This window comes from Hoeflea sp. 108, assembly GCF_000372965.1.
Lineage (GTDB): Bacteria > Pseudomonadota > Alphaproteobacteria > Rhizobiales > Rhizobiaceae > Aminobacter.
Genome location: NZ_KB890024.1, coordinates 862,173 through 886,652, shown reverse-complemented (window position 1 = coordinate 886,652; position 24,480 = coordinate 862,173). Strand labels below are relative to the sequence as shown.

The 24,480-nt window shown below is 65.0% G+C and carries 20 protein-coding genes; 7 read left to right on the top strand and 13 right to left on the bottom strand.

The features are described from left to right. Complete coding sequence (locus B015_RS0104395) at positions 1-468, top strand: GNAT family N-acetyltransferase (RefSeq protein ID WP_018426451.1); 468 nt, start codon at positions 1-3, stop codon at positions 466-468. A gap of 1 nt (position 469) precedes the next feature. Here the strand turns inward: B015_RS0104395 and B015_RS30430 are convergent, their stop codons facing one another. From B015_RS30430 to B015_RS0104345, 10 genes are all read right to left on the bottom strand, one after another. Continuing rightward, a complete protein-coding gene (locus tag B015_RS30430; RefSeq protein ID WP_157632685.1) occupies positions 470-1,345 on the bottom strand; it encodes a thermonuclease family protein in 876 nt (291 codons plus the stop codon). Positions 1,346-1,352: 7 nt separating this feature from the next. Then, positions 1,353-2,003 carry a helix-turn-helix transcriptional regulator gene (locus B015_RS0104385; protein WP_018426449.1) on the bottom strand — a complete coding sequence of 217 codons (651 nt, stop codon included), beginning with the start codon at positions 2,001-2,003 and terminating at the stop codon, positions 1,353-1,355. Positions 2,004-2,113: 110 nt separating this feature from the next. Next, on the bottom strand, positions 2,114-2,413 hold the full coding sequence (locus B015_RS0104380; RefSeq protein ID WP_018426448.1) for a hypothetical protein: 300 nt from the start codon (positions 2,411-2,413) through the stop codon (positions 2,114-2,116). Between the two features lie 104 nt (positions 2,414-2,517). Further along, positions 2,518-3,066: a thioesterase family protein gene (locus tag B015_RS0104375; RefSeq protein ID WP_026226877.1), complete on the bottom strand. Its 549-nt coding sequence runs from the start codon at positions 3,064-3,066 to the stop codon at positions 2,518-2,520. Between the two features lie 6 nt (positions 3,067-3,072). Beyond that, positions 3,073-5,295, bottom strand: coding sequence for a 3-hydroxyacyl-CoA dehydrogenase NAD-binding domain-containing protein (locus tag B015_RS0104370; protein ID WP_018426446.1), 2,223 nt, complete (start codon positions 5,293-5,295; stop codon positions 3,073-3,075). A gap of 14 nt (positions 5,296-5,309) precedes the next feature. Further along, a complete protein-coding gene (locus tag B015_RS0104365; RefSeq protein WP_018426445.1) occupies positions 5,310-5,729 on the bottom strand; it encodes a YbaY family lipoprotein in 420 nt (139 codons plus the stop codon). 2 nt (positions 5,730-5,731) lie between these two features. Beyond that, the gene (locus B015_RS0104360) at positions 5,732-6,940 is read right to left on the bottom strand and encodes an acetyl-CoA C-acetyltransferase (RefSeq protein WP_018426444.1); all 1,209 of its coding nucleotides are present in this window, start codon (positions 6,938-6,940) and stop codon (positions 5,732-5,734) included. A gap of 32 nt (positions 6,941-6,972) precedes the next feature. Continuing rightward, positions 6,973-8,145, bottom strand: a complete 1,173-nt coding sequence (locus tag B015_RS0104355) for an acyl-CoA dehydrogenase family protein (protein WP_026226876.1) — start codon at positions 8,143-8,145, stop codon at positions 6,973-6,975. Positions 8,146-8,210: 65 nt separating this feature from the next. Further along, the gene (locus B015_RS0104350; protein ID WP_018426442.1) at positions 8,211-10,007 is read right to left on the bottom strand and encodes an acyl-CoA dehydrogenase; all 1,797 of its coding nucleotides are present in this window, start codon (positions 10,005-10,007) and stop codon (positions 8,211-8,213) included. Positions 10,008-10,351: 344 nt separating this feature from the next. Continuing rightward, entirely contained in the window at positions 10,352-10,804 is a 453-nt protein-coding gene (locus B015_RS0104345) for a MerR family DNA-binding transcriptional regulator (RefSeq protein WP_026226875.1), read from the bottom strand. A 442-nt stretch (positions 10,805-11,246) separates the two neighbouring features. On the opposite strand from B015_RS0104345, the gene B015_RS0104340 reads away from it, so the two are divergent. The 3 genes from B015_RS0104340 (at position 11,247) to B015_RS0104330 (ending at position 16,908) form a co-directional block, all read left to right on the top strand. Further along, entirely contained in the window at positions 11,247-14,999 is a 3,753-nt protein-coding gene (locus B015_RS0104340) for an SEL1-like repeat protein (RefSeq protein WP_018426440.1), read from the top strand. 197 nt (positions 15,000-15,196) lie between these two features. Beyond that, positions 15,197-16,126: a sulfite exporter TauE/SafE family protein gene (locus tag B015_RS0104335; protein WP_026226874.1), complete on the top strand. Its 930-nt coding sequence runs from the start codon at positions 15,197-15,199 to the stop codon at positions 16,124-16,126. After that, positions 16,123-16,908, top strand: a complete 786-nt coding sequence (locus tag B015_RS0104330) for a TIGR02186 family protein (protein WP_018426438.1) — start codon at positions 16,123-16,125, stop codon at positions 16,906-16,908. Before B015_RS0104335 ends, B015_RS0104330 begins: the two co-directional genes overlap by 4 nt. Before the next feature lie 78 nt (positions 16,909-16,986). Here B015_RS0104330 and pdeM read toward each other — a convergent pair whose 3' ends face one another. Next, positions 16,987-17,700: a ligase-associated DNA damage response endonuclease PdeM gene (gene pdeM, locus B015_RS0104325; RefSeq protein ID WP_018426437.1), complete on the bottom strand. Its 714-nt coding sequence runs from the start codon at positions 17,698-17,700 to the stop codon at positions 16,987-16,989. Beyond that, a complete protein-coding gene (locus tag B015_RS0104320) occupies positions 17,697-20,198 on the bottom strand; it encodes a ligase-associated DNA damage response DEXH box helicase (protein ID WP_018426436.1) in 2,502 nt (833 codons plus the stop codon). The genes pdeM and B015_RS0104320 overlap by 4 nt, the downstream gene beginning before the upstream one ends. A gap of 184 nt (positions 20,199-20,382) precedes the next feature. Between B015_RS0104320 and B015_RS33215 the strand changes: the two genes are divergently transcribed. After that, the gene (locus tag B015_RS33215) at positions 20,383-20,556 is read left to right on the top strand and encodes a hypothetical protein (protein WP_018426435.1); all 174 of its coding nucleotides are present in this window, start codon (positions 20,383-20,385) and stop codon (positions 20,554-20,556) included. On the opposite strand, the gene B015_RS0104310 is transcribed toward B015_RS33215, so the two are convergent. After that, positions 20,553-21,464 (bottom strand): methyltransferase domain-containing protein, encoded by a 912-nt coding sequence (locus B015_RS0104310; RefSeq protein WP_040456522.1) that lies wholly within the window; start codon positions 21,462-21,464, stop codon positions 20,553-20,555. The genes B015_RS33215 and B015_RS0104310 overlap by 4 nt on opposite strands. An 84-nt stretch (positions 21,465-21,548) precedes the next feature. Here B015_RS0104310 and B015_RS0104305 point away from each other — a divergent pair, with 84 nt between their 5' ends. Further along, positions 21,549-22,559, top strand: coding sequence for a ligase-associated DNA damage response exonuclease (locus B015_RS0104305; protein WP_018426433.1), 1,011 nt, complete (start codon positions 21,549-21,551; stop codon positions 22,557-22,559). 322 nt (positions 22,560-22,881) lie between these two features. Further along, positions 22,882-24,480, top strand: a complete 1,599-nt coding sequence (locus B015_RS0104300; protein ID WP_018426432.1) for a cisplatin damage response ATP-dependent DNA ligase — start codon at positions 22,882-22,884, stop codon at positions 24,478-24,480.

The window sequence follows — 24,480 nt, the reverse complement described above, 5'->3', positions numbered from 1 at the left end:
GTGGCAATCGCCGACGCGAATGCGACTTTAAGCTTCGCGCCGGCCCGGGAAGCCGATTTCGAACGCCTTTTCGAGATCAGGTTGCTGGCGATGCGCCCGAGCCTCGAGCGCATCGGCCGTTTCGATCCCGAGCAGGCGCGAGCCCGTTTTCGCGACTCGTTCAGGCCGCAACACACACGCCTTGTCCTTGCGCCGACAGAACAGCTGATCGGCTGCGTCGCCTTCGGCCCGCAGGACGGCGCACTTCTGCTCGAGCATTTCTATCTCGTGCCGGAAGCGCAGGGCCATGGCATCGGCAGCTCGGTTCTGCGCCAAATGCTGGCGGAGGCGGATGCCACGGGCTTGCCGATCCGGCTCGATGTGCTGCGCGAGAGCGACGCCAGGCGCTTCTACGAGCGCCACGGTTTCGCCGAGACCCATCGCGACGAGTTCGACATTTACATGGAACGCTTGCCCGACAACGCCTGAATTACTGCGCCGGCAGTTCGATCGCGGGCTCGGCCGGTGGTGGCTCGGTGGCAGGCAACGTCGAGCCCGCCGGCGTCAAGGTCATCTCGACACGCTCTGGCGGCGCGCCATAAATGCCTTTGCCGTCGCTCTCCGCCTTCTTGCCGGCATCCTCATAGGGTCCACCGGCCTCGGCCCTGGCCCAGCCATTGGCGACCAGCCATTCGCCAACATCCAGCTTGCCGATCCGGCACCGGGCGACCACGTCACCCTGCGCGGCATCCGCCGGCATGTCGCAGACCACGGCGCGGCTGCGCAGCAGCCCGCGGAAGGCCGTGCGCGCGCGTGTACCGCAATTCCACTGTTTGCCTTCGAAGCTGCAACTTTCCTCTGATGCCAGCGGTGCAACGCCTGAAATGGCAACGCGCACGCCCTTCGCCTCGATCCGACCAGCGGCAGAGGCCACCGGCTGGAACAGCGTCGTGCCATCCCATTCGGCGGTTACCTTCGGCTTGGGCGGCAAGGCTAGGCTCAGATCGCTGAGCGGCGCGCGCGGCGCCTCGCGCTCCAGCCCGCTTGGCTCGACGGCAGGCGGCACGAACTCACCCTGCGCCACCGGGCGCACGGCTTGCGTCGTGGGTTCGGCGGCCGGCGCTTCCGGCATGGCGGGCTGCTCCGGCAGAGCTTCGGCAGGGTTTTGCTGATCTGTCGCAGCGGGATTGTCGGTGATGGCTTCGCCCATGTTGTCGTCGCCGGTCATGTCGGCCGGCAGGTCGCTTTCGTCGATGATATCGACGGTGGGACTTTCCAGCGCAGTCAACCTGTGGCCGCCGGCGGAAGCGACCAGGAAGGCGATGCCGAAACCGGCTGCGGCCACTGCCAATGCTGCTGGTTTCATCGCGCCACTACTGGCTCGCCCAGACAATGCGCGCCACCCATTCCACCTCGGTGGTGGGGAAGCGACGGTTTGGATGCTCGGGATTGAGCGACAAAAGTTCGATGACACCCTGCCCCTGTCGCTCCAACACCTTGGCCATCACTTCGCCCGAGATGGTTTTGACCACCACGCGGTCGCCCTTGCGCACGGTCGCGCCCGGCTCGACGATCAACACATCGCCGTTGCGATAAAGCGGCAGCATGGAGTCGCCCTGGACCTGCAGCGCATAAGAACTGTCAGTCGTGCGCGCCGGAAGCTCGATCAGCTCCCAGCCCTGGCCGGCCGGAAAACCGGAATCGTCGAAGAAACCGCCGGCACCCGCCTGGGCAAAGCCCAGCAGCGGCACACCCGCGGCCTGTCCCCCGGCCTTCGCCCGGCTGCCGGCCCTGCCCGGCTCGACGAATGCAAGAAACTCCTCCAGCGAGGAATTGGTCGCCTCGATGATCTTGGCCAGCGACTCCGTCGAGGGCCAGCGCGGCCGCCCGTCGACCGACTGCCGTTTCGACTTGTTGAACGCCGTCGAGTCGAGCCCGGCCTTCTTGGCGAGGCCCGACGCCGAAAGCGAATAGCGCTCGGCAAGAGCGTCGATCGCGGCCCAGACACGTTCGTGCGAGAGCATGGCGCTCCCCTCAAGACAGGAAAAAATACCTTTCGGCATTTAACCACGCGTGCGGGGAATGTCCAGTGTGTCGCGCCTTGCCATATCGGCAGCGGCGCGACGGTCGGGCGTCACGTCTTCTGCATCATCAGCTTGAGGCCGGCGCGCAGGTCGTTTGCGTCCATCACCGGCGTCATGGAGATGGCAGCCTCGAAGCCGAAGAAGAACGGCTCGCAGATGCTGGGGATCGCGGTGATGTCCTTGACGTCGACGAATATGAAGGCGGTGCGTTCCCCCTTGTCGAGGGTGAAGTAGGCCGCTTCCGGCTTGAGCTCGGCAAGCGACTTTTCCATGATCGAGGCAAGGCTGCCGTCCTTGATGGCGCGGTTTCCCTGGGCGGCGGGAATGGAGATCTTGAGAAGCATGCGCATGGCAACATCCTTCCGGCGAATGCCATTATTAGAACATACTGATATTACCATTGCCGCTGGTTGCGAAAAAGCCGTCCGCCCCAAAGTCGGGCACGAATGCCGCCTCAGTCACCTGATTTGGCGAGCATCCTCAAACCCTTGTGCGAAGCAATGAAGATGCGCTCTTCCTCGCTGACGTCCCGGGGCGCTGCGCCGTCATAGCCCAGTTCGCGCACCAGGTCGTCGATCTGGACGAAACGGCGGGTGGCCCGGTCATAGACGCCGGCACTGGTCATGATCAGAGCCGCCGTCTCGCCATTGTCGAGCACGAAGCGGTGCTTGCCGATCACCTCCGAGCCGTTCCAGGTCTCCACCGAGGAGACGACGTCGAAGCGCTTCCACAGCCTGATCTCGCGCACGAACACAGTCTGCAGGCCACCCAGCATCGGCGCCCAGCCGCGCTTGCGGGCAAGCTCGATCAGACCCGAGCGCATGAAGATGTCGATGCGACCGACATCCGCCAGCATCATGTAGCGTGCATTGTTGAGATGCATGTTGAAGTCGATGTCGGTCGGCAGGCAGCGGAACGACAGCCGGCCTTCATCGCCAAAACGGTAAGGGCCGCGACGAGATTTCGTCGCGGCCATACGAGCCAGTCTTGCCCAGACGTACATGCTTCGTCAGGCCGCCTTCTTTTCCTCAGATTTCGCGTATGGATCGAAACGCTGGTAGAAGGTCTCGCCCTTGTCGGCCATGTCGATGAGAAGCTTGGGTGCCTTGAACTCGGCGCCATATTTCTTCTGCAGATCCTTGGCGATCTTGACGAACTTCTTGGCGCCGATACCGTCGATGAAGGACAGCGCGCCGCCGGTGTAGGGCGCAAAGCCGAAGGCCAGGATCGAGCCGACATCCGCCTCGCGCGGGTCGGTGACGATGCCCTCCTCCATCACTCGCGCCGCTTCGAGCGCGATGACCGACAGCAGACGCAGCTTGAGCTCCTCGACGTCGACCTTCTCGGGCGCCTTCTGCGGATAGAGGTCCTTGAGGCCCGGCCACAGCTTCTTCTTCGCCGGCTTCGCCGGATAGTCGTAGAAGCCCTTGGTGTTCTTGCGGCCGAGGCGGCCATGGGTGTCGACCATGGTGTTGATCAGTTCCATCTGGCGCGGATCGACGGCCTTGTCGCCGAGATCCCTGATGGTCTGCTTCATGATCTTCTGGGCAAGGTCGACGGCCGTCTCGTCGGTCAACGCCAGCGGGCCGACCGGCATGCCGGCAGCCTTCGCCGCATTCTCGATCATCGCCGCCGGAACACCCTCGATCAACATCTTGAAGGCTTCCGACATGTAGCGCAGCACGCAACGATTGACGTAGAAGCCGCGCGTGTCGTTGACGACGATCGGCGTCTTCTTGATGGCGCGTACAAAGTCCATCGCCACCGCAAGCGCCTTGTCGCCGGTCTTCTTGCCCATGATAATCTCGACCAGCATCATCTTGTCGACGGGCGAGAAGAAGTGGATGCCGATGAAGTTCTTCGGGCGGACCGAGTTCTTGGCAAGCGAGGTGATCGGAATGGTCGAGGTGTTCGAGGCAAACACCGCCGACGACTTGAGCGCGGCTTCCGCCTTCTCGGTCGCGGCCTTCTTGACTTCCGAATCTTCGAACACCGCCTCGACCACGAGGTCGCAGCCGGCAAGGTCGGCATAGTCGGCGCTCGGCGTGATCAGCGAAAGCAGCTTCTCGCGCTCCTCGGGCTTGGCGCGGCCCTTCTTGACCTGGTCGGAGATCAGGCTGTCGGAATGGGCCTTGCCCTTCTCAGCCGACTCCTGGTCGCGGTCGATCAGGACGACCGGAATGCCCGCCTTGGCCGTAACATAGGCGATGCCTGCGCCCATGAAGCCGGCACCGATGATGCCGATCTTCTTGAACTTGGTGTCGGCAATGCCCTCGGGGCGCCGGGCGCCCTTGTTCAACTCCTGCAGCGACACGAACAGCGAGCGGATCATCGCCGCCGCTTCCTTCGACTGCATGATCTCAGTGAAGTAGCGCTGCTCGATGCGCAGGCCGGTGTCGAACGGCACCAGCAGGCCCTCGTAGACGCATTTCAGGATCGCGGTCGCGGCCGGATAGTTGCCATAAGTCTCGCGGCGCAGGATGGCGATTGCCGGCGGCCAGAGATTGGCGCCCGCTGCCGAATAGACCGGGCCGCCGGGCAGCTTGAAGCCCTTCTCGTCCCAGGGCTGGACCGGCTTGAGGCCAGCCGTGATCATGGCCTTGGCGGCTTCGATCAGCTTGGCAGGTTCGACCACCGCATGGATCAGACCCATGCCCTTGGCCTTCTGCGGCGTCAGCGTCTGGCCGGAGGTCAGCATCTGCAATGCCGATTGCGGGTCGGCAAGCCTCGGCACGCGCTGGGTGCCGCCGGCGCCCGGGAAGATGCCGACCTTTACTTCCGGCAAGGCCATCTTGACCTTGTCCGAGTCAGCCGCGACGCGACCATGGCAAGCGAGCGACAGCTCGAAGGCGCCGCCCATGCAGGTGCCGTTGATCGCCGAAACCCACGGCTTGCCCGAGGTCTCGAGCTTGCGCCACAGCGCGCCCATGCGGCCGGCATTGTCGAAGAGCAGCTTGGTCGCCTTCTCCGGGTCCTTGGCCTTTTCCTTGGCATAGATGCCGAGCATCTTCTGCAGCATGGTGAGGTCGGCGCCGCCGGAGAAGGTCTCCTTGCCCGACGTGATGACGGCACCCTTGATGCCGGCGTCGGCGACAACCTGGTCGATGATCTTGTCGAGTTCGCCCATCACCTCTTCGGTGAAGACGTTCATCGAGCGGTCGGGCATGTTCCAGGTGACGAGCGCGATGCCATCGGCATCGGTTTCGACCGTGAAGTTCGTGTAGCTGGTCATAGTTTCGTGCCCCCTCAGTAAAGGATGGGTTCGATTTGCAGGGAAGCCTCGAGGCCGCCCCGATAACGTTGTTTGGTGGTGTTGATGGCAATCAGCCGGCCGTTGCGCTCGAGGCGCACACTGAAGCCAGGATCGTAGGCGCGTGCCAGCGAGGCGCGCGGCACGACCATCTCGAACGGCACCACACGCTGGCGGCCGTTGCTGCGCACAGTGGTTTCGGCAATGCGCCGGGCCGCCTTGTCCATGATGCCCTGCTCCTCGAGCCGGACCTTCAGGATACCCACCGGCATCGGACCGCTTGCCGTCGAGCGCACCATGCCGCGCAGGCGGAAGGCGCCACCTGGCGCGGCTTCGACCGAGACGATGCCGACGGTGGCTGCGACAGCGCCGCCACCGATCAGCGCCAGAAGCGCACGTCGGTTGAGTTCCGCCATGCTCACACCCTCTCGATGATCGTCGCGGTGCCCATGCCGGCGCCGATGCACAAGGTCACGAGGGCCGTGTTGAGATTGCGGCGCTCGAGTTCATCGAGCACGGTGCCGAGGATCATTGCGCCGGTGGCACCCAGCGGGTGGCCCATGGCGATGGCGCCGCCATTGACGTTGATCTTGTCGTGCGGGATCTCGAAGGCCTGCATGTAGCGCAGCACCACCGAGGCGAAGGCCTCGTTGAGTTCGAACAGGTCGATGTCCGAAAGCTTCATCTTGGCGCGCTTGAGCAGTTTCTCGGTGACGTCGACCGGGCCGGTCAGCATCATCGCCGGCTCCGAGCCGATGTTGGAGAAGGCGCGGATGCGCGCCCGCGGCTTCAGGCCCATCGCCTTGCCAGCCTTCTTGGAACCGAGGAGTACCGCTGCCGCCCCATCGACGATGCCGGACGAATTGCCGGCATGGTGGACGTGGTTGATCTCTTCCAGTTCCGGGTAGCGCTGGACGGCGATCGCGTCGAAACCGCCCATCTCGCCGGGGATGACGAAGGACGGGTTGAGCTGACCGAGCGACTGCATGTCGGTGGTCGGGCGCATATGCTCGTCATGGGCGAGGATGGTCAGGCCGTTCTGATCCTTGACCGGCACGACCGACTTGTTGAAGTAGCCCTTCTCCCACGCCTTGGCGGCGCGCTTCTGGCTCTCGACGGCGTAGCCGTCGACGTCGTCGCGCGAGAAGCCGTATTTGGTGGCGATCAGGTCGGCGGAAACGCCCTGCGGCATGAACCAGGCCGGAATGCCGACCGAAGGGTCCATGAACCAGGCGCCACCGGACATCCCCATGCCGACGCGCGACATCGATTCCACACCGCCGGCAATGACGATCTCGTCGGCGCCCTGGGCGATCTTGGCCGCACCGAAATTAATGGCATCGAGGCCGGACGCGCAGAAGCGCGAGATCTGCATGCCCGGTGCCTTGTTGTCGTAACCTGCCTCGAAGGCGGCCGAGCGCGGGATGACAGATCCGGCTTCGCCGACAGGGTCGACGCAGCCGAAGATGATGTCGTCGACCTGGGCGGTGTCGAGACCGTTGCGGTCGCGCAGCGCTTCCAGCACCTTCGCGCCGAGGCGTACCGCCGGCACTTCGTGCAGCGATCCGTCCTTCTTGCCCTTGCCGCGCGGCGTGCGCACGGCGTCATAGACAAAAGCGTCAGCCATTTTTCTTGCTCCTTGGTTTTCGGATCGGCGGCTCAGAGCGAACGCGCGATCAAAAGCTTCATGATCTCGTTCGTGCCGCCGTAGATGCGCTGCACGCGGGCGTCGCGATACATGCGGGCGATGGGGTATTCGTTCATATAGCCATAGCCGCCGAACAGCTGCAGGCATTCATCGACGATCTTGCACTGCAGGTCAGACAGCCAATACTTGGCCATCGACGCAGTTACCGGATCGAGCCCACCGGAAATGTGACGGGTAACGCAGTCGTTGTAGAAGACCCGCCCGATGGTTGCCTCGGTCTTGAGTTCGGCCAGCTTGAACTGGGTATTCTGGAAATCGAGGATCGCCTTGCCGAAGGCCTTGCGCTCCTTGACGTATTCGATGGTCTCGGCAAGCGCACGCTCGATCATGGCAATCGCGCCAGTGCCGATCTGCAGCCGTTCCTGCGGCAATTGCTGCATCAGCTGGACGAAGCCCTGGCCTTCTTCGGAACCGAGCAGGTTCGACGTCGGCACGCGCACGTCGTTGAAGAACAGCTCGGAGGTATCGTTGGCCTTGAGCCCGATCTTGTCGAGGTTGCGGCCACGCTCGAAGCCATCGACCTCGTCAGTCTCGACCACTATCAGCGAGGTGCCCTTGGCGCCCTTCGACGGATCAGTCTTGGTGACGACGATGATCAGATTGGCGTGCTGGCCGTTGGTGATGAAGGTCTTCGAACCGTTGATGCGATACTGGTTGCCGTCCCTGTCGGCACGCGTCTTGACACCCTGCAGGTCGGAGCCGGCGCCCGGCTCGGTCATGGCGATGGCGCCGATCAGCTCGCCGGTCGCCATCTTCGGCAACCACCTCTTCTTCTGCTCCTCCGAGCCGTAGTGGAGGATGTAGGGGGCAACGATCGAGTTGTGGAGGGCAATGCCGAAGCCGTCGACGCCAACATGGCCGATCGCTTCGATGATGGCGCTCTCATGGGCGAAGGTGCCACCCGAACCGCCATATTCTTCGGGCATGGAGGCGCAGAGCAGGCCGGCGGCGCCAGCCTTTTCCCAAGACGCGCGGTCGACCATCTCGTTCTTTTCGAACTCGTCGTAGCGCGGCAGGATTTCTTCCGACATGAAGCGATGCGCCATGTCGTAGAGCATGGCGACGTCCTCGCCGGCCCAGGCGGGCCTGGGCAGCCCCAGAACATCTGCAGGAATTGTCGCCACGATCTCCTCCGCGTTTCGACGCCGCAAACAAGGGGACGGCCGCGTGCGGCCGCCCGGAAATTCGGTCAGAACGCCTCCGCCGGAAGCGCCATCATGGTCGCCGAGCCGGTCGAGATGCGGGCGAGATGCGCCGCGGTCTCTGGCATGACGCGCTCCATGAAGTAGCGGCCGGTCACCAGCTTGTTCTCCAGGAACGTCGCCTGGTCGCCCGCGCCATTGGCCAACTTTTCCTGCGCCGTCTTCACCATCCGGCCCCACATGTAGCCGAGCGCCACAAGGCCGAAGAGATGCATGTAGTCGGTCGAGGCCGCACCCGCATTGTCCGGATTGGTCATGCCGTTCTGCACCAGCCACATGGTCGCAGCCTGCAGGTCGTTCAGACCCTTCTTCAGACCCTTGGTGTAGGGCGCCATGGTTTCGTCGCCGCGATTGGCTTCGCAGAACTCGCCGACATCCTTGAAGAAGGCCTGCACGGCGCGGCCGCCATTGAGGCCGAGCTTGCGGCCGACGAGGTCGAGCGCCTGCACGCCGTTGGCGCCTTCATAGATCATGGCGATGCGGGCATCGCGCACGAACTGGCTCATGCCGTGCTCTTCGATGTAGCCGTGGCCGCCGAAGACCTGCTGAGCCATCACGGCATGCTCGAAGCCCTTGTCGGTCAAGACGCCCTTCACCACAGGCGTCATGAGGCCCATGTGATCCTCCGCCGCCTGGCGTTCACCGCCCTCTTCGGAGCGGTGGGCGACGTCAGAGTTGATCGCGGTCCACAGAACCAGCGCGCGGCCAGCCTCGTTAAAGGCCTTCATGGTCATCAGCTTGCGGCGGATGTCGGGGTGGACGATGATCGGGTCGGCCTTTTTCTCGGGCGCCTTGGCACCCGTCAGCGAGCGGCCCTGGATGCGGTCCTTGGCGTAGGCAACGGCATTCTGGTAGGCAATCTCCGAGACTGCCAGACCTTGGAGGCCGACGCCGAGGCGGGCCTCGTTCATCATCGTGAACATCGCCTTCAGGCCGCCATTGGCCTCGCCGAGCAGGAAGCCCTCGGCCTCGTCATAATTCATGACGCAGGTCGAATTGCCATGGATGCCCATCTTCTCCTCGATGGAACCGCACGACACCGCGTTGCGCGCGCCGGGATTGCCCGAAGCGTCGAGCTTGAACTTGGGCACGATGAAAAGCGAGATGCCCTTCACGCCCTCCGGCGCGCCCTCTATACGGGCCAGCACCAGATGGACGATGTTATCCGACATGTCGTGCTCGCCAGCCGAGATGAAAATCTTCTGGCCCGAAATCTTGTAGGAACCATCGCCGTTCGGCACGGCCTTGGAGCGCAGCAGGCCGAGATCGGTGCCGCAATGCGGCTCGGTCAGGTTCATGGTGCCGGTCCAGGCGCCCTCGACCATCTTGGGCAACCAGGTCGCCTTCTGGTCTTCCGAGCCGTGCACGAGGATCGCAGCCATCGCGCCCTGGGTCAGCCCGGGATACATCATCAGCGCCATGTTGGCCGACGACATGTATTCGCCGACCGCCGAATGCACGGTGTAAGGCAGACCCTGGCCGCCATGCTCGGCCGGCACCGCCAGGCCCATCCAGCCGCCTTCGCGATACTGGTCGAATGCTTCCTTAAAACCCTTGGGCGTGGTCACCGAGCCGTCGTCGTTGCGGATGCAGCCTTCCATATCGCCGACTCGGTTCAGCGGGTGCATGACGTTTTCGGCGAGCTTGGCGCCCTCGGCGAGAATCGCCTCCAGCACATCGGCGCTGGCATCGGAAAAGCCGGCGAGGTTGCTGTGACGCTCGTAGCCGAGCACGTCGTTCAGCACAAATAGGGTGTCCTCGACCGGGGCCCGGAATATCGGCATTGCTCTTCCTCCAGCATGGTTTGTGCCGGTTCCGGCCAGACGGTATGCGACGGGGAACCGCTTGTCGAACGTCGATTAGCAAAAATTGACGTTTGCGTAAACGTCAATTTTTGTGAATCCGCATTCCGGTGGATTTCTCAACGCCTTAGGTCGGGAATCCATGCCAGGACGACGGCGAAAGCGAGCCGGGGCCAAAATGCCCCTCGCGCCATGAATGACAGGCCGCTGGGCCTAGGCGCCGCACGTGCCAGTCGCCCCCCTTAGACGGCGAAGAGCCCCCTCAAACGCAAAACGGCCCGGCGAGGTCTCCCCCGCCGGGCCGTCGATCAGATCACCAGGGATGATCAGCCGGCAGCGCTTGCCTGCACTGCGGTGCGCTCGGCCAGCAACTGGCGAACGGCCGACATGTGATTGCTCAGTTCGTCGATCGCCTCGTCGAGCAGCTGGCGCTGCTTCTGGAGGCGACCGAGCTGCTTTTCCGACTTGTCGATGGTCAGGCGCAGCTGTTTGGCGTTGGTGCCGCTCGGATCATAGAGGTCGATCATCTGCTTGACGTCGCGCAGCGAGAAGCCAACCTTCCTGCCGAGCAGGATCAGCTTCAGGCGGGCGCGGTCGCGGCGTGTGTAGAGACGGGTGGCGCCTTCACGCTTGGGGTTCAGCAGCCCCTTGTCTTCGTAAAAACGTAGCGTCCGCAGCGTCACGCCGTACTTCTTCGCCATCTCGCCGATGCGAACAAATTCTTCGCCGGTAAGATTGTTTTCATTGGCCGCAGCATCGGCGACCGATACGAGTTTCATCATCTGCTTCCGATATCCCCAATTGCGAGCGGCGGCGGCATCGCCAGCCGTGCTCTGACTGGAAGCCGAAGGGGGCGGGCTTCCGATCGTGGTTTCTATGTAAATGCACTCAAGACGGCGTTCTGCACACGTCTTACGTTTACGTAAATGCTATAACGATCAGCCCTACCCTACGCAAGGGAAATCTGGTCGCAGCCACAGCCCGGAGGGGTAACACAACGTCGCACATTCTTAAGCTTGGTTAAGAGGTTATTTACCACGTTCGGGGAAATGTGCGCATGTCGGTTCTCCCGTGGTCATCATGTACCGAATTGTTCACGGTTTCGGAGGGCGGCGAATAGCCCGGGAAGCCATGTTTCCGCAAGGCGCTTCGCAATCCCCGATCCCGGCAAGGATTTGAGACTCTGGTCTTCTGCCAGCACTCTGACCAACGGGCGTTTCGATGAACAACAAGCGGTCTTATCTCGACAGCCTCAATGACGGCAGGCAGCGCCGCCAGCATGCCTCGCTCGAGGAGCTCAATCGCTCGCTCGAAAACCTCGAGGCGCGGCTGGACCGGACACGCGAGGAAACCGCCGAACCGCAGCGGCCCTCAATGCGCCAGGCGCCGGCGACAGGCTACGTGCCGCGTGGCGAATTTGGCCGTACCAAGCCTTATGAGCGCCCTTATCACGCCATCGCCCGCGACATCGACCGCGTCCGCGGCCAGGAGGACGGCGTCGCCGCCGTCGGCAAGATCGCCGGCGAACTGCGCGCGTTGCGCGAAGAGATGCGCCACCAGATGACATCGGGCCTACAGCGCGAATTCGACCAGCTGCGCCAGGACATCGACCGCGCCAACCGCGCAGGCGCAGCTGGCGCCACCGGCGCCGAACTCGGGCTCGAACTGGAGCGCCTGTCGGGCGCCATCCATTCGCTCGCCGAACGCAGCGACGACAAGAGCGTCAGCATGCTGCGCCTCGAACTCGAACAGGTCCGTCGTTCGCTGACCGACCTGGCGCGCGAAGAGACGGTGCTGTCGGTCGATCGCCGCTGGGACGACTTTGACCGGCGCTGGACCGATTTCGCCGACCGCATGTCGGCCAATCAGGGTCAGCGCAGCGAAGACCCGGCACTCGCGGCGCTTGCCGGCCGGCTCGAACAGATCAATGAGGCCGTCAACAGCCTGCCGGAATCGCTGTCGCTGCGCACCATCGAGGACAAGGTCCGCACGCTTGCCGGCGCCGTCGACCAGTTCGTGCGCCAGCGCGACAGTCATGGCGACGAGATGTTCGGCCTGATCGACGAGCGCCTCGACGAGATTTCGCGCGCCATCGTCGCCTCGACGGTCGCAGCCCAGACACCACATTTCGACCCCGCGCCGTTCGAACGCATCGAGCTGCGCATCGCCGCCCTCGCCCACCAGATCGAGGAAATCACCGCTGACCAGCAGCCGACAGCCGAGATCATCGACCGGCTCAATGTCCTGTCTGATCGCGTCGACGGCATCGCTGCCCGCAGCGAAGTTCCAGGACAGGCCGTCGAGCGCCTGGGCCGCCAGATCTCGCTGATCGCCGACAAGATCGAACGTGCGCCTCAGGCACCCGACGCCAGCCTGGTCTTCCAGGGCATCGAGCAGCGCTTCGACGCGCTGGCCGACGTGTTCGAGCGCCGCCAGGGCGACGCCATCGAGCATGGCAACACGTTGTTCCGCGACCTTGAACGCCGCCTCGAAGACCTCGGCGACCGGCTCGACCGCCAGTCGGCGCAGCCGGCGGCCGACAACCGCGACATCATGGAGGCCATCGACGCGCGCTTCACGGCCTTCGCCCAGCGCCTCGAAACCAACCGCCCTGACACCGCCACCGAACAGGCAATGCGTGGTCTCGAGGCCCGCCTCGAAGACATCTCGACCCGGCTCGAAATCTCCTCGGCGCAGGTGGCCAGCATCGATCCCGGCCTGATCCGCAGCCTCGAGGCGCAGGTCAGCGGACTGTCGGAACACCTTGCCCGCCCTGGCGCGCCGCTGCCGGAGCTCGAAGACATCCGTCCACGCCTCGACGAGATCGAGCGCTCGATCATGGGCAACCATCAAGCCCTGGTCGAAGCCGCCCGCAAGGCGGCCGAGGATGCCGTACGCAACTTCACCGGTACCGCACCCGAATCCGTCGCGGTCGAAGGGCTGGCGCAGGATCTCAAGACACTGGAAGCGCTGACCCGCCGCTCCGACGAGCGCAACGGCAAGACCTTCGAGGCCATCCACGACACGCTGCTCAAGATCGTCGATCGTCTCGGCTCGATCGAAACCAACGCCCCTGCCGCGATGCCGGTCCAGCCCAAGGCGCCGGTCGAGACGCCTCCGGCATCCGTCGCCGAGCTCCTGACCCCGCCGATTGCCGAGGCAGAGCCTGTGCGCGCCGTGCTCGATACCCCGTCGCTCGCCCCCGAGGAGCCGGCGCCGCTTCCCGAGGCCCATGCCACCTTCGGCCGTCGCGGCTCCGATCACGCCGCCGCCGATGAGCGGACGTCGCGCAGCCCGGCCCAGGCCGCAGCGGAAGCCGCGGCAGCCGTTGCCGCACTCGACGGCGTGCGCACCGACAAGAAGGAACAGGCGCCCGCTAAGGGGTCGATGTTCGGCGGTCTCGCCCGCGCCTTCTCGCGCAAGTCCAAGGAACAGGAGCCGGTATCAGTCGAAGCGTCCGAGCCGGATGTCGTGGCCCCGACAGCCGAGGTTTCGCTCGATGCGCCGCTCGATCCCAAGATCGCCAACCGTCCGCTCGAACCCGGCTCGGGCGCGCCTGACCTCAACGCCATCATGCGCCGCGTCCGCGACGAACGCGGCCAGCCGGCGCGCGGCAACGAGGCTGACGCAGCCAAGGCGGACTTCATCGCCGCCGCCCGCCGCGCCGCCCAGGCAGCCGCCGCCGAGGCTGACGCGCTGAAGCGCAGCTCCGACCTCAAGGGTCCGGTGCGCGCGCTGCGCATCGGCGACCTGATCAAGGCCCGGCGCAAGTCGGTGCTGATGGCCGTCGGCGCCGTCATGCTGGCGCTTGCCGGCATGCAGCTCGGCAAGGCGTTCCTCAGCGATCCGGTCGAAACCGCAAGCATCACGGTTGCCCCGGTACCGGCTCCCGTCATGCCCGCGGCGACCGCCCCGGCAAAGGCCATCGACGAGGCCGCGGCTCCGGTCCGCAACGTCGACAAGCCGGAACTGGCAAACACGGCTGTCGACGAGCCGGCGCCTGACGCACTGGCCGATGCCAGCGACTATTCCGAGCCGGTCGAGGTCGCGCTTGACCGTCGCAGCACGCAGTCGATCCTGGCAGCCCCTGCCGTGACCGAAACCATCAAGCCCGCTATCGAAGCTGCAGCACCCATGCTGCAGGCGACCTTCGGACCGGAGCCGCTGCGCCAGGCGGCGAACGCGGGCGACGCCAAGGCGCTGTTCGAGATCGGCTCGCGCTACGCCGAAGGACGCGGCACCCAGGCCGACATGAAGGCCGCTTCGCAGTGGTACGAGAAGGCTGCCGAACTCGGCTTTGCGCCAGCGCAGTACCGGATCGGCAACATGTTCGAGAAAGGGCTGGGCGTCGATCGCGATGCCGCCAAGGCCAAGACCTGGTACCAGCTCGCCGCCGCACAGGGCAACGCCAGCGCCATGCACAATCTGGCGGTGTTGTTTGCCATGGGCGCAGACGGCACTGTCGACAACGAGTCCGCCACACGCTGGTTCGTCAGCGCGGCCGATCTCGGCGTCAAGGACAGCCAGTTCAACCTGGGCATCCTCGCCGCCAAGGGCGTCGGCATGAAGCAGAATCTGGAAGAGTCCTACAAGTGGTTCGCACTTGTCGCCAAGCAGGGCGACACCGACGCAGCCGCCAAGCGCGACGAGATTGCCAAAGCGCTCAACCCCGAGCAGCTGAAGCGCGCCAAGCAGGCCACCGACCTGTGGCAGGCCAAGACACTCGACCCCGCATCCAATTCGGTCGACGTGCCCGCCGCCTGGCAGGACGCGCCCACCGCCGTCGACATGAAGAAGGCGATCCACAACGTCCAGGCCATCCTGACCAAGAACGGCTACGACACCGGCAAGCCCGACGGCATGATGGGCCAGAAGACCAAGGACGCCATCGCCGCCTTCCAGAAGGACAATGGCATGGCGCCCACCGGCGATGTCGACACCGCCCTGGTCGAGGCACTGATCGCCCGCAAATGATGGCATGCGGCGGCCGATTGCGCCGCCGCATTCGCCTGCCGACCGGCCCCGCCGTTAACAGCCCAGTTAACTAGTTGAGTTATTTTCCGTTTCGAGCGCGGTGTGTTTGACTTCGCCGCAATGTCGGCGCAAGTAGCCGTTAGGTAACCGGCACCCCGAAACGGGTGGCGGCAATTTCTTTTTGTAGAGACTGACGGGTGGGCATTTATCTCCCGATAGCTGAGATGTCGGTCAATGTGTTCGTGCTGCTGGCGATGGGCGCGGCGGTCGGCTTCCTGTCGGGCATGTTCGGGGTCGGCGGCGGCTTCCTGATCACCCCGCTGCTGATCTTCTACAACATCCCGCCCGCCATTGCGGTTGCCACCGGCGCCAACCAGGTCATCGCCTCGTCGTTTTCGGGCGCGCTCGCCCATCTCAAGCGCGGCACGCTCGACTTCAAGCTCGGCACGGTGCTGCTCATCGGCGGCATCGCCGGCTCCGCTGCCGGTGGCGTCGTCTTTGCGCTGCTGCGCTCCATCGGCCAGCTCGACCTGTTCATCTCGCTGCTCTACGTCGTCTTCCTGGGCACCGTCGGCGGCCTGATGCTGGTCGAAAGCGTCAATGCGCTGCGCCTGACCAAGGGCGGCGTGCCGCCGGCGCTGAAGAAGTCGGGCCAGCACAACTGGATCCACCGCCTGCCCTTCAAGATGCGCTTCCGCACCTCCAAGCTGTTCGTCTCGGTCATCCCGGTGCTCGGCATCGGCGCCGGCATCGGCTTCCTCTCCGCCATCATGGGCGTCGGCGGCGGCTTCATCATGGTGCCGGCGCTGATCTATNTGCTCAAGGTGCCGACCAACATCGTCGTCGGCACCTCGCTGTTCCAGATCGTCGTCGTCTCGGCTTTCACCACTTTGGTGCATTCGACCACCAACCAGACCGTCGACATCATCCTGGCGCTGGTCTTGATGATCGGCGGCGTGGCGGGTGCGCAATACGGCGCCAAGGCCGGCCAGAAGCTGCGCGGCGAACAGCTGCGCGCGCTCTTGGCGCTGCTGGTGCTGGCCGTTGCCCTGCGCCTCGGCTTCGACCTGTTCGTCAAGCCGCAGAACCTCTATTCGCTGACCGCCCCGAGCGGAGGCACGCTGTGAGGCGCCTGGCTGCCCTTGCCGCGGCAACCCTGTTGGTCGTCCTGCCCGCAACGGCGCAAGACGCGGTGCCGCTGCCCGAAGGCATCCAGATCGGCCTGTCCACCGACCGCGTCGCCATCACTGCCGACTTCTCCGGCGCCGACCTCACCATCTTCGGCGCGCTCGAAAATCCCGACCCGCTGGTCAGCCGCCAGGGCCGCTACGACGTCATCGTCGTGCTCGAAGGTCCGGCCCGCCAGGTCGTCGTGCGCCGCAAGGACCGCATCCTCGGCATGTGGATCAACACCCGCTCGGAAACCTTCGTCAACGTGCCGGTGTCCTATTCCATGGCCACCACCCGGCCACCGCAGGACGTCACCACCCCCGACAGCTACCGGCAGCTGTCGCTCGGTCCGGCCAACATCTATCTCGAACCCGAGGAGAAGCGCGCCAGCCCGCTGACCATCCAGGAATTCACCGACGCGCTGCGCGAGCGAAAGGAAGGGCTGGGCCTCTACTCCGACAACATCGGCGGCGTCCAGTTCCTGTCGGCCAACCTGTTCCGCGCCACCCTGCACCTCGCCCCCAACGTGCCCGTCGGCACCCACAAGGCGCGCGCCTTCCTGTTCCGCAACGGCCTGTTCATCAAGGAAACCTCGACCCAGCTCGCCATCGTCAAGTCCGGCTTCGAGCAGACCATCTTCCGCTTCGCCTCCGACCACGGCTTCGGCTACGGCCTCTTTGCCATCGGGCTGGCAATGTTCACCGGATGGCTCGGAAGGATCATCTTCAGGAAGGATTAACGCGGCGGCGATCCAGCCCGGTCGCGCTTAAGCGTCGATCTCCGGCACTCGGCGATTGAATGGCCGTCACGTCGGAAATCACCCCGGCCTGAGCAGCGACCCGGCAATCGGGTACACCCGGCTCGTCCCGATCATATACGCGGTTGGCGCGCCATCGCGGAACATGCCGCGATAGGCCCGGTCGAGCACGTTGAGCGAACCGGTGAAGGCGCCGAAGGCCGGCATCACCAACCGTTCGCCATCGCTGGCAAAACAGCGGCGGCGGACCGAGCGGCCGCGCTGGACGATGCGCGCGCAAGGATGCAAGTGCCCCGCAATCTCGCCCGCGGCGTGGCCCTTCGACGGCTCGTGGCGAAAAACCAGGCCTGAGACCGCCAGTTCCTCGACCGTCTCGCCGGGCAAATCGGCCGGCGCGTCGGGATCGTGGTTGCCCGCGATCCAGAACCAGTTCCGGCCCTTCATCATCGCCGTCAGGCTGTCGCGAAACGGCTCGGGCAAGCGCGCTGCACCCTCACCGTCGTGAAAACTGTCGCCGAGGCTGACGATGATGCGCGGCGCGTAGTCCTCGACCACCTCGGCCAGGCGCTGCAGCGTCGCTGCCGTGTCGTAGGGCGGGATCAGCCGACCACGGCGGGCGTGCGACGAGCCTTTCTCCAGGTGCAGGTCGGAGACGACGAGCAGGTCGAGTTCTGGGAAATTCACCACGCCGCGCCAGTCACAAGCGGCGCGCACGCCAGCGATGGCGATGGTCTCGCAGCCTTCCCTGGTCAGATCGCGCGCGGCTATGTTCATGCGCTTCCCATCGCCTCTTCGATCAGGTCCGCTGCCTCGAGCAGCAGGGAGTCGTGCGCCTCGCCATTGACCGGCTCCTTGCCGATCTCGAGCATGACAGGCACCGCCAGCGGCGAAATCTGGTCGAGCATCTTGTGCACGATTCGCCCGCGGATGCGCGAGAGCATCTCAGCCAGTCTCCTGACATCGAGCAGCCCGCTCGCGGCATCCGCCCGTGTCGCCTTGAGCAGGATGTGGTCGGGCTCATGGCTGCGCAAGACGTCGTAAATGAGGTCGGCCGAAACCGTCACCTGGCGTCCGTTCTTTTCCTGGCCGGGGAAACGCTTCTCGATCAGCCCCGAAATCACGGCGCAATTGCGAAAGGTCCGCTTGAGCAGCCAGCTGTCGGCGAGCCAGGCCTCAAGATCATCGCCCAGCATGTCCTCATCGAACAGCTCGGCCAGCGACGGTTTTTTGGCCTTGAACATCGCGCCCAGATTGCCAAGCGCCCAGATGGCCAGAGAGTAGTCGGTGGCGACGAAGCCCAGCGGCCGCGCGCCCATGCGCTCCAGCCGGCGGGTCAACAGCATGCCGAGCGTCTGGTGTGCCAGACGGCCCTCGAAGGGATAGGCCACCATGTAGAAGCGTTCGCCGCGTGGGAAAGTCTCGACGAGGAGATCCTCCTTGCGCGGCAGCACCGACTTCTCCTGCTGGATGCGCAGCCAGTCAGCCACCTGCTCCGGCAGCGCCTTCCAGCGCGCGGGGTCGGCCAGCATGCCGCGCACCTGGTCGGCGAGATAGGTCGACAGCGGGAACTTGCCGCCGGCATATGACGGCACCAGCACGTTGCCGCTGCCGCCCGTCGACACATAACACTCGTTCTCGCGGATGCCCTCGAAGCGCAGCACCTTGCCGGCGAACATGAACATGTCGCCGATCGACAAGGTCTCGACGAAGTACTCCTCGATCTTGCCGAGCACCGGCCCGCCGCGCAGCGTCAGCGCGGCTGCGGTGCCCGCGCCCGATTTGCCCTTGGCGCGGGTGTAGCGCACGTTCAGCATCGGCGCTTCGATGATTGTTCCGACATTCAACCTGTATTGCTGGGCGATGCGCGGATTGGACACTCGCCACTTGCCGTCCTTGGTCTTGCGAATGCGGGCGTAACGTTCGTAGCTGCGCAGCGCGTAACCGCCGGTGGCGACGAAATCGACGACACGGTCGAAGCTGTCGCGGTCGAGCCCGGCATAGGGGGCGGCGCCCGTCACCTCGGCATAAAGCTCGTCGGCGTCAAAGGGTGCGCCACAGGCGCAGCCCAGCACATGCTGCGCCAGCACGTCGAGCGCGCCGTCGATCAGCGGCGGTGTGTCCTGCGCGCCGAGATAATTGGCCTCGAGGGCCGCCCGGCACTCCAGTACCTCGAAGCGGTTGGCGGGCACCAGGATCGCCCGGCTGGGTTCGTCCATCCGGTGGTTGGCGCGGCCGATGCGCTGGGCCAGACGGCTCGCACCCTTGGGTGCGCCGACATGGACGACCAGGTCGACGTCACCCCAATCGATGCCGAGATCGAGCGTCGAGGTGGCGACGACGGCGCGCAACACATTGTCGGCCATCGCCTTCTCGACCTTGCGGCGCTGGCCGACGTCGAGAGAGCCGTGATGCAGAGCGATCGGCAGATTGTCGTCGTTGACGCGCCAAAGTTCCTGGAACAAAAGCTCGGCCTGGCTGCGGGTGTTGACGAACAACAGCGTCGTCCGGTGCCGGCGGATCGCGTCATAGACATCGGGGATGGCATAACGCGCCGAATGCCCCGACCACGGCACGCGTTCCTCGGAATCGAGGATTGTGATCTCGGGCCTGGCGCCGCCTGAGACAGTGATGAGGTCAGCCATCTCGCCTGGCGGGTGCTGCCGCACCAGCCAGCGCCGGAGCTCGTCCGGATCGGCCACCGTCGCCGACAGCCCGATCGTCTGCAGGTCGGGCACGAAGGCCCTGAGGCGCGCCAGCCCGAGCGACAGCAGGTGCCCACGCTTGGAGGTCACCAACGAATGCAGCTCGTCAAGCACGAGATAACGCAGGCCGTTGAAGAAGCGGTCAGCGTCGGGCGAAGCGATCAGCAGCGCCAGCTGCTCCGGTGTCGTCAAAAGGATATCGGGCGGCGACAGCTTCTGGCGAGCGCGCTTGTGCTGCGGCGTGTCGCCGGTGCGCGTCTCCATCGTGATCGGCAGGTTCATTTCGTCGACCGGCTTGCCGAGATTGCGCTCGATGTCGACGGCGAGTGCCTTGAGCGGAGAAATGTACAGCGTATGCACGCCGCGCTGCGGCTCGCCGGGACGTTTCTTCGGCCGCATCGCCAGATTGGCCAGCGCCGGCAGGAACCCGGCCAGCGTCTTGCCCGCGCCAGTCGGCGCGATCAGCAGCACCGAATTGCCCTGCTGGGCGCTGGCGAGCAGGTCGAGCTGATGGGCACGCGGCGACCAGCCGCGCTCAGCGAACCATCGCACGAATGGTTCCGGCAGCATGGCGGCGGTCGAATTCGTCTCCAGTCGCGCTTGGCTCGTCACGCCCCATGCCTAGCGCGGGGAACAGGTTACGCCAAGCGAAATCTGGAACAAAAAGGGATCAAGATACCCGGATCGCGGAGCAACAGGCTTGCATCCGAAGCACTGCCGTATCAGATGGGAAGCCAAATTCAGGACCACCCGCATGACCGACGCAATCTCCCACGAAGCCCGCATCAGCGAGTTGGAAAAACTCGTCCGCGACCTTCAGGCCCAGTTGGAAGCCTTGCAGCAACAGGTCTCCCCCACCGCCAAGCCGGCGGAAAAGCCGCTGCGCTCGCGCGGCATGCTGGGCAGCCCGAGCAGCAGCCGGCGCTAGGCCACCCGCTCGGTCACCACGATCAGGCCCTCGACCGGCTCGCGGCGGTCCTGACGGATAATCGCGGCGTCCAGCGACACCAGCTTCAGCCCGGCAGCGGCGATGAGGCCATGCACATAGGCTTCGGAATGGGCATAGCGGCGCGAGGCCTGCAACTCGAACGGCCCGGCACCCGAAAACTTCTCGACCGAAAAGGCAAAGATGCCCCCCGGCGCCAGCATCTTCATGACGCTGGCAAACACCCGGTCGAGCGCGCCGAGATACATGAAGACATCGGCCGCAGTGACGAGATCGGCCGTCTGCCCCACTGGCTCCAGCTCCTGCAAATCGGCCTTGATCAGATTGTCATAGACGCCCTTGTCACGCGCCTTGCGCAGCATCTCGGCCGAGATGTCGTAGCCGTCGAGGCGCTCCGCCACCGGCCGCAGCTTGACGCCCATCAGGCCTGTGCCGCAGCCGAGATCGACCGCATGCGCAAACGTGTTGTGCCCCGTAGCACCGATCGCCGCCGCCAGCAGTTCCGGCACGCGGTAATGCAACGTCTCGACCAGCGCGTGATCGAATTTTTCGGCGTACTGGTCGAACAGCGTTTCGACAAAGGCGCTCGGTGGGCTGTCGGCAGCCGCGGCTGCCCCGATCAGCTGCAGCTTGAGCGTGGCACCTGGCCGGTCGGCCGGCTCGAGCTTCAGTGACATGCGCCACGCCTCGGCGGCTGCCTCCTTCTGGCCGGCCGCTTCCTGCATCTCGCCCAGCCGGAACCAGCCCATCGCCCAGTTCGGCGCCAGTTCGAGCGCCCCAAGCATCAGTTCGGCGGCGGCGGCATGGTCGCCCGAACCAAACAGCATTTCGGCATAGTCCGCCCGCCGGTCGGCAAGCAGGTCGTTGGAAGAGAGCTGCAACGGCGTCAAGCGCGGCATCCATGATGAGGAGGGTGGCGCGCATTACTGCCAAACCGGGCTTCCACGCAAGCGGCAAATGCCTATCTTGAGGGGATGCGGCCGAGTGACCTCCTCCATTCCCGTCCCGAAGGGCTCTACTGCTCGCCGGGCGATTTCTACATCGACCCGGTGCGGCCGGTCGACCGCGCGCTTATCACCCACGGCCATTCCGACCATGCCCGCCCGGGTCACGCCAAGGTGCTCGCGACGCGCGAGACGCTCGACATTATGGCGATCCGTTGCGGACCGGATTTTGCCGGCGCCAGCCAGGCGATGCCGCTGGGCGAGAAGATCAGGCTCGGCGACGTCACCGTATCGTTCCACCCGGCTGGCCACGTGCTCGGCTCGGCCCAGATTTCGGTCGAGCGCAACGGCATGCGCATCGTCGCGTCAGGCGACTACAAGCGCGCCAAGGACCCGACCTGTGCTGCCTTCGAGGTCGTGCCCTGCGACGTGTTCATCACGGAGGCGACCTTCGCCCTGCCCGTCTTCCGCCATCCTGACGCCTCCGACGAGATCGGCAAGCTTCTGAGGTCCACCAAGCAGTCTCCCGAACGCGCCCATCTCGTCGGCGCCTATGCGCTCGGCAAGGCGCAGCGCGTGATCAGGCTGTTGCGCGACCAGGGCTACGACAAGCCGATCTACATCCACGGGGCAATGACCAGGCTCAGCGAATATTACCAGAGCCAGGGTGTCGACCTCGGCGACCTCCGACCGGCAACCGTCGAAGACGCTGTCAAGGCCGATTTCGCCGGCGCCATCGTCGTCGCGCCCTCGTCTACTTTCGCCGACCGCTGGTCCCGCCGCTTCCCCGATCCGCTCGCCGCCTTCGCATCCGGCTGGATGCGCATCCGCCAGCGCGCCAAGCAAGGCGGCGTCGAACTGCCGCTCGTTATCTCCGACCACTCCGACTGGGACGAGCTGACCGCCACCATCACCGAAACGGGCGCCGGCGAGGTCTGGGTCACCCATGGCCGCGAGGAAGCACTGGTGCGCTGGTGCGAACTCAACGGGATCGCGGCACGGCCGCTGCATCTGGTCGGGTATGAGGATGAGGGAGATTGATGGTGGACAAGCTTGCGCCTCTGCCTCCACGCCCCTGGCCTGTCGCGCCCGGCTGGGTTGCTCGAATTGTAGGAAGCGGCCAAACGGAAGACATCGCGGGACAGCGTCCCCCTCTGGCCTGCCGGCCATCTCCCCCACAAGGGGGGAGATCACGCTGTCATCGCCCGACCAGCCAATCACCGGCGTTGCAAGTTTTTTCGCTGCAGCGTCGCAAGACGAGCGCCGCCGGCGACGAGACTGATCTCCCCCCTTGCGGGGGAGATGGCCGGCAGACCAGAGGGGGGTGGGACGAAGCTCGCGCCTCAAGGCGAGCCTTCACCCCATGAACCGCTTCGCCGAACTCCTCGACCGCCTCGTGCTGACGCCGTCCCGCAACGGCAAGCTGAAGCTGCTCACCGACTATTTCCGCACCGTCGAAGACCCCGACCGCGGACTGGCCCTTGCCGCCCTTACCGGCGAGCTCGACATTGCCTCGGTCAAGCCGGCAATGCTGCGCCAGCTTGTCTCCGAACGCATGGACCCTGTGCTGTTCGGCTATTCCTACGATTATGTCGGCGACCTTGCCGAGACGGTATCACTGGTCTGGCCTGAGGCACCCGAAACCCGGCCCAACCACGACATCACGCTCGCCGAGGTCGTGCAAAAACTGCAATCCGCCAGCCGCTCAGACGGCCCGGCAGTGCTTGCCCGGCTGCTCGACCAGGCCGGGACCTCGGCCCGTTTCGCCATCATCAAGCTCGTCACCGGCGGGTTGCGTATCGGCGTCTCAGCGCGCCTCGCCAAGCAGGCGCTGGCCGACCTCGGCTCCGTCGACGTCGCCGAGATCGAGGAGCTGTGGCATGGCCTGACGTCACCTTACACCGGCCTGTTCGCCTGGCTGGAAGGCGCGGCACCAAAACCCGAGAAGGTGGCAAAGGCGCTGTTCCGGCCGGTCATGCTGTCCAACCCAGTCAGTGACGGCGACCTGGAAAAACTCGCCCCCACCGATTATGCCGCCGAGTGGAAATGGGACGGTATCCGCGTCCAGGCGGTGTCGGAGGGCGGTATCCGCCGGCTCTACTCGCGCACCGGCGATGATGTTTCCGGTTCCTTTCCCGACGTGGTGGCGGCGATGGATTTCGATGCCGCCCTCGACGGCGAGCTGCTGGTCGGTGTACCGCGCCAAGCGACCGGCACCTTCTCCGACCTGCAGCAGCGGCTCAACCGCAAGACCGTGTCAGTCAAGATGCAGGACCGCTATCCCGCCTTCGTGCGCTGCTACGACCTGTTGCAGCTCAATGGCGAAGACCTGCGCGAGCTGCCCTTTACGACGCGCCGTGAGCGCCTCGAAGCCTTCATCGCCGCGCTCGACCCCGACCGCTTCGACCTGTCGCCGCTGGTCGCCTTCGACAGCTGGGATCAGTTGGAGGCGATGCGGCGCGAACCGCCGCATCCGATCATCGAAGGCGTCATGCTCAAGCGGCTGGATTCGCCCTATCTCGCCGGCCGCCCCAAGGGCCCGTGGTTCAAGTGGAAGCGCGATCCGCACACGGTCGACGCCGTGCTGATGTATGCCCAGCGTGGCCATGGCAAGCGCTCGAGCTTTTATTCCGACTACACATTCGGCGTCTGGTCGGGCGCGGAAGGAGCGGAAGAGCTGGTACCGGTGGGAAAGGCCTATTTCGGCTTCACCGACGAGGAACTCAAACAGATCGACAAATATGTCCGCGACAACACCGTCGAGCGCTTCGGGCCGGTGCGTTCGGTGCGCGCCGACAGGTTGAACGGGCTGGTGCTGGAAGTCGCCTTCGAGGGCCTCAACCGCTCGACGCGCCACAAATCGGGCGTCGCCATGCGGTTTCCGCGCATATCGCGCCTGCGCTGGGACAAGCCGCCGGCCGAAGCCGACCGCATCGAGACGCTGCAAGCGCTGCTCGACTGA